9 protein-coding genes are annotated in these 16,255 nt (G+C 40.0%); 6 read left to right on the forward strand and 3 right to left on the reverse strand.

All coding sequences use genetic code 11. The features are described 5' to 3' along the window. From H6G57_RS15830 to H6G57_RS15840, 3 genes are read left to right on the forward strand one after another with little or no spacing between them, the layout of a single operon-like run. Complete coding sequence (locus H6G57_RS15830; RefSeq protein WP_190520147.1) at positions 1 to 240, forward strand: hypothetical protein; 240 nt, start codon at positions 1 to 3, stop codon at positions 238 to 240. Continuing rightward, a complete protein-coding gene (locus tag H6G57_RS15835) occupies positions 233 to 643 on the forward strand; it encodes a putative toxin-antitoxin system toxin component, PIN family (protein WP_190520149.1) in 411 nt (136 codons plus the stop codon). The genes H6G57_RS15830 and H6G57_RS15835 overlap by 8 nt, the downstream gene beginning before the upstream one ends. A 15-nt stretch (positions 644 to 658) precedes the next feature. Further along, positions 659 to 4,183: a DEAD/DEAH box helicase family protein gene (locus tag H6G57_RS15840; RefSeq protein WP_190520151.1), complete on the forward strand. Its 3,525-nt coding sequence runs from the start codon at positions 659 to 661 to the stop codon at positions 4,181 to 4,183. Positions 4,184 to 4,298: 115 nt separating this feature from the next. Here the strand turns inward: H6G57_RS15840 and H6G57_RS15845 are convergent, their stop codons facing one another. Then, positions 4,299 to 11,375, reverse strand: a complete 7,077-nt coding sequence (locus tag H6G57_RS15845) for a LamG domain-containing protein (RefSeq protein WP_190520153.1) — start codon at positions 11,373 to 11,375, stop codon at positions 4,299 to 4,301. Between the two features lie 366 nt (positions 11,376 to 11,741). Further along, entirely contained in the window at positions 11,742 to 12,860 is a 1,119-nt protein-coding gene (locus H6G57_RS15850; RefSeq protein ID WP_190520156.1) for a hypothetical protein, read from the reverse strand. 603 nt (positions 12,861 to 13,463) lie between these two features. Between H6G57_RS15850 and H6G57_RS15855 the strand changes: the two genes are divergently transcribed. After that, positions 13,464 to 13,712, forward strand: coding sequence for a LapA family protein (locus H6G57_RS15855; RefSeq protein ID WP_190520158.1), 249 nt, complete (start codon positions 13,464 to 13,466; stop codon positions 13,710 to 13,712). A 22-nt stretch (positions 13,713 to 13,734) separates the two neighbouring features. On the opposite strand, the gene holA is transcribed toward H6G57_RS15855, so the two are convergent. Beyond that, positions 13,735 to 14,736: a DNA polymerase III subunit delta gene (gene holA / locus H6G57_RS15860; RefSeq protein WP_190520160.1), complete on the reverse strand. Its 1,002-nt coding sequence runs from the start codon at positions 14,734 to 14,736 to the stop codon at positions 13,735 to 13,737. Between the two features lie 34 nt (positions 14,737 to 14,770). Between holA and H6G57_RS15865 the strand changes: the two genes are divergently transcribed. Continuing rightward, a complete protein-coding gene (locus H6G57_RS15865; protein WP_190520163.1) occupies positions 14,771 to 15,553 on the forward strand; it encodes a DUF1868 domain-containing protein in 783 nt (260 codons plus the stop codon). A 69-nt stretch (positions 15,554 to 15,622) separates the two neighbouring features. Further along, a complete protein-coding gene (locus tag H6G57_RS15870) occupies positions 15,623 to 16,234 on the forward strand; it encodes a cobalt-precorrin-8X methylmutase (protein WP_190520165.1) in 612 nt (203 codons plus the stop codon). The last annotated feature ends 21 nt before the right edge of the window (positions 16,235 to 16,255 follow it).

Genomic DNA, 16,255 nt, shown 5'->3' on the forward strand with positions numbered 1-16,255 from the left:
ATGAAAAATATCACCATTAAATTATCGCCAGAAATTGCCTTAAAATATCAGCAAATATCTGATCAAGACAAAGAAAATATAGAAAAACAAATAGAGAATATGATTGATTTAGAGATAGAAAAAATCAAGAAGAAAGCTAGTGATAACCTCAGTAAATTAATGGATCAAGCTAGTGAAGAAGCTCAAGCCAATGGATTAACTCCTGAAATATTAGAGGAGATACTAAACGAAGATGAATAAACTTAAAATTGTTTTTGATTGCAATGTTGTAATCAGTGCTTTTTTGTTTAAAAATAGTTATCCTCGTTTGGCATTAGAAAAAGCTAAAAAGTATCATATAATTTTAGTTTCAGACTCTATAATTCAAGAACTAGAAACAGTGATCAAGAGAAATAAATTTGATCGCTATATTTCTATGAAAATCAGAGAAGAATTATTAAAAGACTTGATAGTAGTAGCTGAACAAATAAACCCTAATGAACTCATTACAGATTGTCGAGATCCGAAAGATAATAAGTATTTAGAATTAGCAGTAAGCGGTAAAGCTCAATATATCATCACGGGTGACAAAGACTTATTAATATTAAACCCTTTCCGAGAAATTAAGATTCTTCAACCCGATGAATTTTTATCTATCACCTAAACCAAAAACATCGCCATGTCATCTAACTTTGACTTTTTAAAACCCGACTTTCCCGAAATCTACGAAAGTGCCACCCGTGTCGAAACCCTCGCCCTAACCGATAGCCGTGCTTGTTGCTTCTATGCCCGTTATACCCTTGAGCAAGCCGTTATCTGGCTCTATGATCATGACCCCTATTTAATACTACCCTACGATAATAATTTAGGGGCATTAATCCACGAACAAACATTCAAAGATAACCTACCTCCTAACCTTTTCCCCAAAGTTCGCATCATCCACAAAATGGGCAATAATGCCGCCCACAGTAACGAAAAAATCAGTGAAAAAGACGCAGATTATATTACTCAAGAATTATTCCATTTTCTCTATTGGCTTTGTCGCTACTACTCCCCCAACGGTAAAAACCTCCCCCAACTCAAATTCATTCCCCCCTTATTAAGGGGGGTTAGGGGGGATCAAAAAACCCTTGCTCAACTGCAAAAACTAGAGCAAGAATTATCCCAAGCTCAAGAAATAGCAAGAATTGCCCAAAAAACACAGCAACAAACAGAAGCAGAATATAACCAAATTAAAGCAGAAATTAGTCAACTCAAACAGGCAAATAGTACCGTTAAAGATCACCATGACTATAACGAAACTGATACCCGTAAATACTTAATTGATGTATTACTTAAAGAAATGGGTTGGGATTTAACTCAACCCCACTTTACCGAATATGAAATCACCGGAATGCCCAAAGCCGTTAACCCCACAGGTAAAGGCTATATTGATTATGTATTATGGGATGATAACGGCTTACCCCTGGCTATTATTGAAGCGAAACGTACCCAAAAAGACGCAAATCTAGGTAAACAACAAGCCCAACTTTATGCTAACTGTTTAGAAAAACAATTTAACCAGCGCCCGATTATTTTCTACAGTAATGGCTATCAAACCTATCTCTGGGATGATGGCAACTATCCCCCGCGTCTGGTGGAAGGCTTCTTAAAAAAAGATGAATTACAAAGAATAATTTATCGCCGCCGTCACCGAAAACCCCTTGAGATTGTTTTACCCAATCCAGAAATAGCCGGAAGAAGCTACCAACTCGAAGCCCTAAAACGAGTTACCGAAACCTTTAACAAAAAAGCCCGGAAAGCCTTGCTCGTCATGGCAACAGGCACAGGGAAAACCAGAACCGTGATCGCCCTAATTGATATATTAACTAGAGCCAACTGGATAAAAAGAGTGTTATTTTTAGCTGACCGTAGCTCTTTAATCACCCAAGCTAAAAGGGCTATCCAGAAACACTTACCCCACGCCACCGCCATAGACTTAACCCAAGAAAAAGACGTAAGCGGTGCAGATATCATCCTCTCCACCTATCCAACGATGATGAATCGCATCAACAGCGACAACGATATTCCCCCCTTAGTAAGCAGGGCTAGGGGGGATCAAACCTTAGTAAGCAGGGCTAGGGGGGATCAAAAAAGAGATGAAATTAATCGCCTGTTTGGAGTGGGTTATTTCGACTTAATTATTATAGATGAAGCCCATCGCAGTATTTACCAAAAATATCAAGCTCTATTTACCTATTTCGATGCTTTATTAATCGGTTTAACCGCCACCCCCCGAAACGAAATTAACCGAGATACCTACGGCATTTTTGAATTAGAAGCAGGAAATCCCACCTTTGCCTATGAATTACAAGATGCGATCGCCGATGGCTATTTAGTGCCTCCGACGGGTATCAATGTACCGTTTAAATTTTTGCGGAGTGGGGTAAAATATGTTGAACTGACCCCCGAAGAAAAATTAGAATATGAGGAAAAATTCTATAATGAAGAAACCGGAGAAATCCCCAAGGAAATTAACGTCGCCGCCCTCAATCGTTGGTTATTTAATATTGATACGGTGGATAAAGCTTTAGAAATTCTCATGGATTGGGGTTTAAAAATTCATCAGGGCGATCGCCTTGGCAAAACGATTATTTTCGCCCGAAATCATCAACACGCCCAATTTATCGAGGAAAGATTTAACTATAATTATCCCCAATTTAAAGGTAAATTTGCCCGGATTATCGACAGTCACGATAATTATGCTCAAAGTCTACTCGATGACTTTTCAGAGGCGGAAAAAGATCCCATGATAGCAATTTCTGTGGATATGTTAGACACGGGGGTAGATGTGCCAGAAGTGGTGAATTTAATGTTTTTTAAACCCGTTTACTCCGAGGTAAAATTTAATCAAATGATCGGTAGAGGCACTCGTTTATGCCCTAATTTATTTGGATTTAGCAAGGATAAAACGGAATTTTTAATATTTGATTTATGCGATAATATTGCTTATTTTAGTCAAGAAATTACCGAAAAGAAACAATCCCCGACTGAATCATTACAAACTCGACTTTTAAAGGCAAAATTAGAGTTATGGGACTGTTTAAATACCGCAGAAACGACAACCCTTGGGAATAATCCTCAAAATCGCGTTAAAGAGTCTCAAGCGTCCTATACTGTCGTTAAAAGCAATAATCTCAAGGAAAAAATACTAGATGAATTATATCAACACGTTGCCAGTATGGAAGACAATAATTTTCTGGTGCGTCGCCATTTAGAAACCGTTTTAATGTTCCGTCAACGGGAAAAATGGTATAATTTAAACCCAGAGGATCGGCAAGTTATTGTTAATACCCTCATCCCCCTACCCAATACTTTACCTGTAGAAAATCCTCGGATTAAAAACTTTGATTTGCTGTGTCTAAAAATTCAGTTAGCTATCCTCAAAAATAGCCAAGATTTTGAAAGATTACGGGATCAAGTCCGGGATTTATTAACTTATTTAGAAGCTAAAAAAACCATTCCTATTGTTAAGGATAAATTGAATTTAATTGAACAAGTCCAGACTGAAATATGGTGGCAAGATGTGACAGTTTATTTAGTAGAAGAAATGAGGCTAAATCTGCGGGATTTAATGGTGTTGATTGATCAACAAGATGAAACAATCATCTATACTGATTTTGAGGATGAATTAGGGGAGTTAGAAATCGTAGATGTCCCTAACCGTCAAATCGGTTTCAGCCCCTATCAATACCGTAAAAAAGTAGAAAGCTATATCTTAGCCCATCAAGATCATATTGCGATCGCTAAGTTAAAAAGAAATTTATCTTTAACAAACACTGATTTACAGGAATTAGAAAAGATGTTATTTACCTCAGAAGCAATCGAATCTAAGGATAAATTCGAGTTAGTCTATGGTCAAAATATTAACCTGAAAAGTTTTATTTTGGAATTGGTAGGTTTAGACAGAAATACTGCTAAACAAGCTTTTAGTAAATATTTGGAAAATAATAACCTCAATGCTAATCAAATTCGTTTTATTGAACAAATTATTAACTGGTTAACCCAAAATGGGGTTATGAATCCCTCTCTTTTGTATGAATCCCCTTTTACTGATATTCACACCGAAGGATTAGATGGAGTTTTTAACCAGGAGGATGCTAATAATATTGTTACCATCATTTGCTCTTTTGATCAACCGATAGAAACAACCTACTCTGCTTAATTGATTGAAAAAAAATAATTATCTCCATTTTAGCACAAAATTAACCTGTTAAAAAAGCGATCGGCCTTAATTATTAAGAGGAAGGAAAATAGTTTTCCCCCCTCTTAATAATTAACTATTTGGGCTGTTGTAGGTAGTTGAGGATTTTATCGAGTTTCTCCTCTAATTTACGGTTAGCATCCTCCAACTTAGCAATTTTATCCAACAATTGTTGATTGCTAGAAGTTGCACTCGCCTCCCGCAATTTACGGACATCTTGACCAAAACCCATCAAAGCCGGACGTTCCACATAAGTAACCCGGTGTAGCACCCGCCAAGCTTTATTCGGTTTACCTGCTTGAGCTTGACGCAACGCCCGTGCTTCTTCGTCATTGCTTTGCAACCATTCAGGGTCAACGACATAATTAAAGAAGTCTTGGAAGTTTTGGGTGCTACCTTCGAGATAGAAGCTCATAAACCGATAGCGATCTACTTTTTCCCCAGGTAAAATAGGTCGATCCTTATAATCCGTAATCCCTTTAGACTCTAAACCACTTAAATCCACATTCAACTCAAACCCCTTACTCCGCAGTTCCGTTTTACTCATGGTTTGAGTTAAATTAACCGTTGCTTGAGCAGAGAGTTCTGCATCATGAAAAGAAGCAACAAACTTGCCTTCAACTCCTGAACCCGCATTCATAATAAAAGAACCACCAATGGTATGCTCTACCGTATTGGCAAAACTTTGCGCTTCCGTGCGTAATCCACCATCGGCATCCCAAACGTAGGTATTGACGATATTACGCTTACCAGAGCGAATTTGGATGCTTTCCATGCGTTTCTGCCAACCCGCAAAACTTTCAGTAGCTTGTACCCGTTTCTCTTGGTCACCAATTTTGCTTTGGATTTCCGCTTGTTTCTGCTGGGTAGCAATTTGTTGCTCCTTGGTTTTAGCGGCTGCTTCATCCTTTTGTTTCTGGAGTTTTGCTTCCTCAGCTTTTTTCTTTTCTTCCTCAGTCATGGTGCTGCTGGGTTTGTCTTCTTCTCGTTGTACCCCAATTGTGCTGGGTGCCGGGCCACTGTCGATATTCCGATCCAAAGAAGTTTCATCGACTAAACGCACATCAAAGTTAGAGAAGTAAGATTCCCGTCGCTTGTCTTCAGCTTCAATCTGGCGTTTGAGGTCGTAAGCTTCTTGTAGGCGATAGTAACTGGCGGGATAGAGAGAACCATACTGCGATCGCATTTCTGGAACGTGCTTAAAGAAGCGATCGCTCGTGGCACTGCTACCTGTGAGCCCATCTAAGCTCCCATTCATCGTGTAAGCCGGATTCATCAAAAAGGTGATGGTGTTGACATCAGGAGGAATGCCATCCACAGGCAATACTTCATAGCCGACCATTTTGCCACTGCGGGCAAGACGAGTGACAAAAACATCCGCGATGGCTGAAACCACTAAGGCATAACCGATGTTTTTAGGAATAAAACGAGTCCCTAAATGAGGAAATTTAGGAGTAACTTCTGGTGTTCCTCGTAGTTCTAGTTTATCGGTCATGCTCAGAGAGGAACTGGAAGTAATACTGCTTTCATTTTGGAATTGGTAGCTGAAGTCAAAGTTGCTTTTGTAACCCGAATGCCATGCCGCTAGTACATAGCTGATATTGTCAGTACCACCACTGATTTCTCCTTCTGTACCAACAAAGGTTTCCAATGTTCCTCCTAACCCCGAATCTTGCGATCGCGTCCAGTTAAATTCCACATCTTCCGACATGGTTAACTCCACAGAGGTAGCCCCATTATAATCATCTTCGAGGGTTAAATTTTCAGTGGGGACAGGAGGTGGCCCTTCAATATACCCCAAGAGAGTAGGAGCAAATTGAGCATTACCAATCCATTTTAATTGCAAAGCCTCCACTCGTTTATCTGGGAGTAATGTGACTCCATTGGTTGAGGGATAAGCAAAGAAACGGCGCATCATCGCTACTTTCCGTTTCGTATTGGAATCAAAGGAAACATTACTATACTCATTACAAAGGAGGGCATTCGGAGCAATGGGTAAGTTGTTGTTTTCAACCAGCATCGCTTCATTGACAGTACCGTAATTGTTTCCTGCTAAGTCTAAGACTTTTTGTACAGAACCTTCGGACTGAGTTTGATTGAGCGGATAGTAAGCCACTAAATTGGCTTCTTTTCCACTGAGACGCTGATACATATCCCCTTGAATTTCGGCTTGAGTACGGGCTTTATTCCAAATGCGGACATCAGCGACTTGACCTGGGAACAAAAAGTTCGGACTACTGGCTTCTGTAGCTCCAGCACCAATACGCAAAGGACTGCTTTGATTGGGAGTATAAGTACAAGTCAAAGTTCCAGAGAGAACACCATCAACGTAAAGCCTGAGTGTCTTGCCATCATAAGTACCCGCAATGTGAGTCCATGTATTCAGAACTACATCTGGTCCGGTAACGGATGACCAATCAGTTCCATTGCCGACCCAAAAGTCCCATTTGCCTTTCTCTGTTGCATAGAACATGTACCCTGATGCTGGACTCGTGCCACGAGAGGTCAGTGGAGAACGATAAAGTTGTTGTCCCCCCTTAACTTTTACCCAACAGGAGACAGTAAACTGGTCACTGGGATTTAGCGATTGAGCATAGGGAATCGCCACATAATCATTTACTCCATCAAACTGCATCACCGTATTCCCCGGATTCCCAATAGGAGCAGTACATCCCCACCACATTGCACCGGAAACCTTACCATTCTTCCCTTGTCCCGATTGATCTCGAATAACCTCTCCCGTTGCCTCATTAAAGGGATAATAGGCTAATAAACCGGGTTCATTACCACTGAGTAAGGTTTTGCTGTTGACGGCAATTTCTTCATTACTCAGGGCAACTCCCCAGATACGAACTTCCGCCACTTTCCCAAAAATAGGCTCCCCGTTTGGATAATTGCCAATGGTATAAACATCAGTAGACACTTTCAGACTAGCTTTGTTAATATCCTCAAGTTTTTGCTTGAGAGTAGCATCATTGGGGGCTTTCGCGAGACTTGCTTGTGCATCTGCTAAGGCTTTAGTTCTGGTATCACCGACAGCCTTACCATCAATGTAAAATAAAGTCGTATTATCCTTACCTACAGCACTCAGATGATGCCATCCTGGAGACAGAGAATCCATATCAAAACCACTATCATAAAATTTCTGTCCTAAAGGATCATTATGCAGAAAAATTCCTAATTGTTTACGATTTCTCACCAAAATGTGATGATTTTCCTTTTCCCCGTTGGTGAGGATATTCCATTCTCCTACTTCTGGGAAAGGATAGACAAACCATGCTTCAATAGTCCAATTGGGGGGAAGGTAGAGGGGTTTATCTAGTTTAACAACACTCTTGCTATTGTTAAAGTTTAAACAGGCACGTTGAGCATCTGGAATCCACTGTTCAACGCTAGTATTCTTGCTATCCGCAGTTGCATCATAGTTAGTTTGTCGCATCCGTCCTTGGTTATCAAAGTAACTCAGTTGGACATTGCCTTCGCTAGTTTCCATAGCGTTAAGACGAGTCACAGAATTAACAAAACCAAGAATTGCTCCTTGAGTCACTAAACCCCTGCTATCTTTGGCAATTGGGAGCATAGCTTGGGGAGTTTGTTCGGTATGTTTCACGCTATTCAGGAAATTAGTGTTTAAGGTATTTAACTCCGTTTGCAGTGCTGTAATTTCCTTTCCAACTTGAGCAAGACGAGTGTCCCAAGCTAATTTATCCGCCGCAGTTGCACTTAACCCCGCCTTAAGAAGCGCTAATTCCTCTTTTGCTTGGCTGAGTTGTTTTGCCTTGGCATCCCAATCTCTTTTAGCACGCTCAATAACACTCGTATTTGAGACAGAACCCTTGATTAACTGCCATTGATCTTGGACTGAGAATCCGTATAATCTGTCATTGCTGCGTCCAGCATGAATATAGATATCTTTGCCATAGCAATTGCTAGTCTCACCTGCGGCTTTGATTTTATAAACATCACCCCCCTGACTAATAAACTCCCATTTATCTTGGACTGAGAATGCGTATAATACATCCGTGCTGCGTCCAGCATGAACATAGATATCTTTGCCATAGCAATTGTAGGTGTCACCTGCGGCTTTGATGGTATAAACATTACCCCCCTGACTAATAAACTCCCATTGATCTGGGACGGTGTATCCACATAGTCGATCTGAATTGCGTTCGGCGTAGATATAGATATTTTTGCCATTGTAATTGCTAGTCTCACCTGCGGCTTTGATAGAACAAAAGTAATTGAATGGGCTATCAACTTGGTTCTGATATGCAGATTTAAGGGTTTGTTCTTCACTGGTCAGTGATGTAATTTTACCCTCTAATTGTTTAATCTTTTCTCGCGTCGCATCCTGAGCATTGTAGGCAGCAATTTTGAGGTCTAAATCTCGTTTTTCCTTGAGTAATACTCTTTCCTGTTGCTCTTTCAACTCCAGTTCTTTCAACTTATCCGCTAAGGTTTTTTGACTATCCGCTAAAGTGGTTAAACTAACAGTATCAGTGTATTTCGCCTCGGTAATACTATCGGACAATAGGCGGATGCGATGTTTACGAATTTCTAAAGATTGCCAGTCACCTTGAATTTTAGCAATCTCAAAGCAACGTAACATACTAATCCCATCAGGAATAGTGACATTTCCAGAGACTCGATACCAACCGCCGCCTAAATCTTCAAATTTGTTTTGTTTGATTTGTTCAGGGGCAATCACCTGTTTTTCTTCGGCACTGCGACTGGCTTTTCCCCAATAGGAAAGGGTAAAAATCTTCGTTCCTAAATTTTTGCCGTCTGCATTATCTAAATAGGCAAGATTAACCGCAGAGGAGGAAACAACCTTAAATTCAAAGCTTTCTTCGTAGGTTGTTCGTTCACTAACAGCAAACAATTCAGGATTACTATATTTAACCGCATCTCCTCCCCCTGCGAGTTTGCGATCAAGGGTAGCTGCACTAACATAAGCATCCCCATAGACAGTCCCATCCTGTCCATTAACAGAAAAGTCAACGACCTTTCCTTCGCTAATTGCTCCCAACCGCCAATAACCGACTAAACCGAGTTCCTTTCCTGTTAGTTGCAGGTACATATTGTTTTTGATGTCTAGTTCAGTACGAACTAAGTTCCAAATCAGAACATCGGCAATTTGACCCGAGAAAAAGAATTGCTGTTTTCCCTCTGTTGCTCCTGTGCTAATTCGCAGAGGACGGGTTGTGTTAACTGTATAATTTCCGGCTACTTCTGCGGCTAATACTCCATTGATATACAGTTTAGCTTGACTCCCATCAAAGGTAGCGGCAATGTGTGTCCATTGATTGAGAACAATATCGGAACCGATAACCTTAATCCAATCTTTTGTATGATCACCAAGCCAAAATTGCCATTTATTGTCTGTTCCAGCATAGATGATATATCCACAGGAATTGCCGGTGCTGATATCGCGGGAGGAGACGACAGACCGATAAGTTCCCTGTCCTCCTGTAACTTTTGCCCAACAGGTAACAGTAAATTGGCTGGGATTGAGTGCTACGGAGTAGGGAATTTCTACATAACTACTTACGCCATCAAAGACAATGCCCCGTCGTTTACGAGAGACTAATTTAACATTAATAGCCGCTCCCGTTGTCCACTTGCGTTCAATCACAAAATGAGTGTCATCAATTTTCTGCACAGGGTAGGTGTTGTTGTAGTCTTCTGTACCCGTAATTTGGACTTCATCGCCATTTTCTAAGCCATGATTCTCACAGGTGACTCGCAATTTACCATCGGTGGTTTTTTGATAGGCGGTTATCATGCCATCAAAAATTAAACCGCCTTCTTCTAGGTCTTCTTTTTCCCAATAACCCAATCCATTACCCGATGGCAAGTCAATATCAAAGGTATGATCATCGACTTTTTGGGTGCGATATAAACCTTGATAATCCCTTGTTCCTGTGATTTTTACGAGGTCGCCATTGGCTAATTCTGCGGCTTTGCCATCAGTCGATATTTTAACTAAATCTTCGATTTCTTCTTCATCGGTTCCCTCTGCAAACCCCGTAATAATTCCTTGGGGAGGAGGTGTTCTGTCGCCAATGGCTTTGATTTCATCTAAGGTATTTAACGGTAATAACACTTCTCGCTGATGACTGCGAATAATCGTGCTATCGGGTGTATCATCAATTTCTCCTAGAGTTCCATCGCCAGCAATGGCAAAACTGAAAGCTGCTGTCCCTTGATCAGTAGGAACTGCTAACATTAATTTCGTTGCAGTTTTCAACAGTTGTTCTTCCCCTGATTGGGTTTTCTGGGCCTGTTGTAAATCGTATTTAGTGGCTGATAAACCGTTGGTAACAGCGACACCCTTAATATCTAAAGTTCGTTTAATAATACCTGGAATTCGGCGAGGAACCAAAGTCTCATTTTCTTCTTGAAAAATGGTATAATCTTGAACATCAAATAGCCCTTCTTCCGAAGCTCGAATGGTGGTTAATTCGACTTTCTGAGTTTGACTATTATAGGCAAAAATATGCCAGCGATAAACATCATTTTCAATCGTGGGAACTAATACGATAGAAAACCAGCCTTTGTACAGGTTATTAATTAAACATAATTCTGTGGTGGGTTCGTAGAAAAAGTTACCATTCGCATCACGGAAGTCTAAGGAGTCAATATTAACGAGTCCATTAGACTCCTTATTCATATTTGTTATAGGCGTATGTTTCTGCTTACTGCGCTTAAACCGGACTTCTAACTTACGGTTTAGCTTATTGGTCATCCCATCTAACACAAAACGGTCTACTAACAGAGTATTAGACTTGGACTGGCGGAAAATGTAGACGTGTCCCAGAGCAGAAATCGCTTGAACAGGGGCGACTGCTGTTTCAGTCTCGGTTTTGTAGCGTGACCTCAGAACAAATTGGCTATTGTCCTTCTGGTAGGTGAGTTTAGCTGTTTCTTGATTAATGACGGACTGGTCATCTGCTTCATTGGGGAATTCCAAAGATTTCCAACTTTCCCAACCTGTTCTTTGGTCTGCCGGGGTGTTGAGGTAGCTATCTTCAAACCCATCTTGTTTAACAGTATAGGAAATTTTACCGTCGGCATCGGTGGCAAATACAACAACTTTACCCTCATGAGTAATGCTGTTGAGGTGTTGGAGCTTTGGTTGTGATAGGTACATGGGTTTCTAAAGGGTGGAAGCTTTAAATTAAATATGCCAAAAGCACATCTTTCTTATGATATATATTTTTTGGCTCCCGGAATATATTTCAATCTGATATAATCATCCGGTAAATCCTGCTATTAAGGTTAGTTTTTCAACCGCAAGATAACCGCTAATGATGATTCCGCTTGCTTTATAGGAATATGTCAGTGTGAGTGCTGCTGAAAAATTAAAGTTTTGTAATTCACAATTCTTTATCAATTTTGATTAAATACAGTAGTAATAAACTCACAAGTCGTGAAAATAAGTCACGGGAGGCGTAAAATTTTTACCCGACCGCAATCAAAAATTGCAATTTTTAAGCAAAATATTACATCTATCTTATCAATAAACGACTTGATCAGAGAATATCTCATTTACGGTATGAATATAGGGAAAAAACACTTTATAATGTTCTGGACTCAAACTATAATAAAGTTCCCAAAGCAGAGAATTTAACATATCCTGTACCAACTCCCAACTTACATTTAATCGGGGATATAAAATCACGCACATCGGAAATAACTCTTCTTGAACAGGTCGCAAACTGCCTTCTAACGCACACAAGCATAAATAAATTTGAAAAAGTTCAACATCTCGAATACTAGAATAGTGAACCATAGCATTTCCTAAATTGCCACTGATGCTCCGATAGCCGGGATGTAAATGACAAACTCGGTTATAAACACTGTGGGCAATTGTTGTTGTTTGAGACAGTAATTGTTGTACAGCAATTAAGGCTTCTGAATCTGTTGTATGGGTAGCTGCTAAGGCATGAACTTCGGCAATGGGGGCATGAAGATAATCTTCTACAGCTTTGAAATACAGTAAAAAAATTGAGCGGGATTTTAGGGGAATCCAATCTAATAAAATTTTGCCTACATAGTTAAATTCCATTGCTAAGACCGCTAGAAATACAGCACTTCTACTGGAATATTTACGGCGAATAGCAATAATTTCTCGACCGACTAAAACCGATAACCGGGAAGGATATTCATATTGGGCATAAGCTTCTATGGTTTCTCGATACAGATTGCAAGTATCTTGAATAATTTCTTTGGGTTTAATTAACTCTAAAAGACTTTGATGAGATTGAAGATAAGATCCGAGTACCCCATCAATTTTGTTCCAGGCAATTTCCCCGGCTATATTTAACATTTGCAAAAGCTGAGAAACAATCCGAGAACGCTGTTCATCAAACTCGGTAATATCAACTTGTTGATTGGGTTCAATTCCTGCCGATGGATGAGATGGGTTGGGACTCCAAATCATTGAGTAATATTGTTTTGCCCATTCAACTGCCATTAAGGTCATCATTTCAGAAGACTTAGAACTGGGCTTTTCATCTGGGCATTCTCCTGATACAATAGACTCAGAACAAGATGTTTGATCCAAAATAGTAAAAATTTTAGAGGCATCTTGATTACAGTTGCCGACGGGTGAACCTTCGTATTCGGGTTTCATCTTTACTTCCCTTTTGCAGACACCTATTAAACAATAACTCAGGTCAGTGGTGGGTTGTTGACATTGAATCCAGCGCTCACTTGCCTTTGTAAATTCGCCTTTGCTTATGCCAATGCAGTAGCTATAGAGTCATAATTTCTTAAGACTCTCTTAACTTAGATTTAAGGATCCGTTTAAGGCTAGATCCTCTCAAAATTAGAGGCATAAACGTAATAAAAGGGGGTTTGAGTTCAATATAAAGAATTGTGCACCTTAGACAGACTGAACTCTTTTAACTCCTGTTTTAGAGAAAAGTATCTGGTGCATCAGAATGGATGTCAGTCCCGGTATTAGATTTACCGAGAAAAAGGTTTAAATCTAGCTTGACTTTGAATTATACCATAATCTTCTTGATGGATAGACCCTGGTAAGGCAAATGTTAAAATATTATGAAGATTAGTTTTTCTAATCTTTGACCAAACTCCATTTTTAATCAAATACAGAACTGTCTGATCGGGGAAATAAGCTGAATAAAGCTGATTTTTCCTCAGTGTAAGTATTTTCCTGCCTCGATTAATTAGAATAGAAAAACAAATATCCTAGTTTGACAAGTTGTGGTAATCTATGCCTAACGCCCCCGCTATTGTCACCAGCTTGATTGTCGCAGTTTGGATCGCTGCGATCGCGATTCTCACTGTTCAAAATGCCAGCCCCATTTCGTTGAAGTTCCTCTTTTTTGAGTCTATTCAACTCCCCGTTGGTGTGATTCTAGCCTTCAGTGTAGTGAGTGGTCTTCTCGGTGCCGCCTTATTCAAACCCATAGCAGAATTAGTAGAGGGGGGAGCAGGGAAAAAGCAGGGGAGAAATCCTTAACTTTAGGGCTATACCCAAACCTCTATTTTCGTTGAAATAGCTGACACAACTCAATAACATGGGTTTGGAGGGTTGAACGTTCGTCTGCGCCACCTTTGAGATCAGCTTCAAGTTGAAGTAACAAAGGTAAGCTGTGTTGTAGTTGATTTAGGGTGAGGGTTTGTACTTCTTTTTGCAGAAAAAAGACACGGTTGGGGTTGCCAATTTCGGCAATTTTCGCAATTTCCTGTTTATCCCTAACTCCGGTTTCCATCATTAATTTAATCCATAACCACGTGCGAAATTGACTGACTAACGTGGCGACAATTTTTAATCCCGGTTCATTGTGTTGGAGTAACTCTGTAATTAACTCTAAGGCTTTACTGGTTTGTCCGGCTTTAATACAAGTGGCAAGTTTTAAGCTATTTTGAGTATTAGCCTGAACTAATAAGGAAATTTGCTCAAGGCTGAGGGGTTGACGAGTATTCCCAGCAAATAGCTTGAGTTTTTCCAATTCGTTATAGAGTTGTCGAGTATCATTTCCAACTAACTCTGCTAATAAAGTAATCCCATTAGGACTCAAATTGACCCCACGTTCCGTTGCTAAAGTTTTAACGTGCTGTTCTAATTTATCGATTTCCCAAGGTTTAATTCGAGAAAATTCTCGCAATTCTCCTTTAGATTTGTCAATATATTTCTTGAGTAATGTCGTGGACTTTAACCGACCGTCGGGTTTGTTAGAACCCGTTAAAAGCAACGTTGTCGTATCGGGGATCACCGAAAGGGTGCGTTCTAACTCTTGATAAATCTCCGTTGGACATTGTTGAAATAGGGACGTATCCACTAACCAAACGAAGCGTCCACCAAACCCAAAAGGAGGAGTCATGGCTTGATTAAGTCCCATAATCACAGAATTTTGTTGATCGGACAGAATTCTGTCAAAATTAAAACTAGCCCAACTGGGATCAAGGACGGACTCCCGCAATCGTTCAACCGCTTGCATTAAAGCAAAGTCATCGTCTCCCCAGTAGAGGTGGATAGGCATAATAACTTAATTTTTTCAAAAGAGGCGATTAAAATTGGACGATACTTATCAAGTTTATGTGAATCGGGTCGCGCGATTAACGCTGCCAGAATCCTATCACTCTCAGCTTGAGTATATTCAGGAGTCCCCTAAGTTTAAGCCTGACTCCCAGGGTAAACACCAAGCTGTGCCTTTTCCGGGTTATAGTATTATCACCCCTCCGGCTGAAGATGATGGGGACAATGAAGAATTTTATCAGAATCTCCAAACTTGTCAGCGGCAACTGAGTGAAAAGTTCGACCCCAATTTTTGGATTCCAATTCCCCAGGAAAGTTTACACTTTACCTTAGCGGATTTGATTTGGGATAGTGCTTATCGAGATGCCACCTCATCTGATCCCAGTTTTGCTCCGAAGTTACATGAAGCGATCGCTCAATCGTTTCAAAGTTTTCAATCGACGCCTATTCCCCAGGGAATTCGTTGGCAAATTTTCGGTTTTATGTTAATGCCAAGGGCGATCGCCGTTTGTCTGGTTCCCCGTGATCAAGAGTCCTATCAAAAAACAACTGAATTCCGGCGTGCTATCTATCAAAATCCAAGTTTAATTCCATTAGGTGTCGATCAACAATATTATTTAACGGCTCACATCACATTGGGTTATTTCGGAACAATTCCTGAAGATTTAGATCGGGGTCATTTTTGTAATATTCTCTCTTCTTTCAATCAACAATGGTTAGATTCAACTCAAGAAATTTGGGTTAAACGAGCAGAACTCCGCAAGTTTGATGACATGACTCGCTATTATCGAGAACCAGACTGGCCTGTTTTTAAATTTTAAACCTTAAGCGTTGTTGGTTGATGGTTAACCGTTAACTGTCAACCAATAACAAACCATCCTTGAAAGCTAATGTTAATAGAAATTCATCCGATTCAATCCCAGAGTTTTGCAATTATTGATCAAGAAATTGGTGAACATTCGTTTAATTCGGCTGAATATGCGATTGTAAGACGAGTTATTCATAGTACGGCTGACTTTGAATTTTCCCAGTTAATTCGGTTTAGTCCAAATGCGATAGAACAGGGAATTTTAGGCTTAAAACAACGAGTTCCGATTATTGTTGATGTGGGAATGGTTAAACAAGGAGTCGCTAATTTAGTGGCTAAAACCTTTAATAATCCCTTAATTTGTGCGGTTGAAGCGGTATCGACTCCCTTGGCGGGTAAAACCCTCACCGAAACGGGATTAATTCAGGTTGTTCAAGAGTTTCCCCAGAGTATTATTGTGATTGGTAATGCTCCAACGGCGTTAATTTCCCTGTGTTCTTTAATTGAACAAAAGTTAGTTTTTCCAAGTTTGGTGATTGGGGTTCCTGTGGGTTTTGTTTCTGTAGTAGAGTCTAAAATGATGTTAGCTCAAATGTCTGTTCCTCAAATTCGAGTGGAGGGAAGAAAAGGGGGCTCTCCCGTAGCAGCAGCCATTTTAAATGCTTTAATTGTTTTAGCTACCTCTGAAAAATAGGGTTCAATAAATATAAGGATT

The organism is Planktothrix sp. FACHB-1365 (genome assembly GCF_014697575.1).
In the GTDB taxonomy this organism is placed as follows: domain Bacteria; phylum Cyanobacteriota; class Cyanobacteriia; order Cyanobacteriales; family Microcoleaceae; genus Planktothrix.

Bases quoted from the DNA above. Each gene is read 5' to 3' on its own strand.
- H6G57_RS15855 (WP_190520158.1), top strand. From the start codon at position 13,464: ATGCCTAACGCCCCCGCTATTGTCACCAGCTTGATTGTCGCAGTTTGG.
- H6G57_RS15845 (WP_190520153.1), bottom strand. From the start codon at position 11,375: ATGTACCTATCACAACCAAAGCTCCAACACCTCAACAGCATTACTCAT.
- H6G57_RS15840 (WP_190520151.1), top strand. From the start codon at position 659: ATGTCATCTAACTTTGACTTTTTAAAACCCGACTTTCCCGAAATCTAC.
- H6G57_RS15850 (WP_190520156.1), bottom strand. From the start codon at position 12,860: ATGAAACCCGAATACGAAGGTTCACCCGTCGGCAACTGTAATCAAGAT.
- holA (WP_190520160.1), bottom strand. From the start codon at position 14,736: ATGCCTATCCACCTCTACTGGGGAGACGATGACTTTGCTTTAATGCAA.
- H6G57_RS15870 (WP_190520165.1), top strand. From the start codon at position 15,623: ATGTTAATAGAAATTCATCCGATTCAATCCCAGAGTTTTGCAATTATT.
- H6G57_RS15835 (WP_190520149.1), top strand. From the start codon at position 233: ATGAATAAACTTAAAATTGTTTTTGATTGCAATGTTGTAATCAGTGCT.
- H6G57_RS15830 (WP_190520147.1), top strand. From the start codon at position 1: ATGAAAAATATCACCATTAAATTATCGCCAGAAATTGCCTTAAAATAT.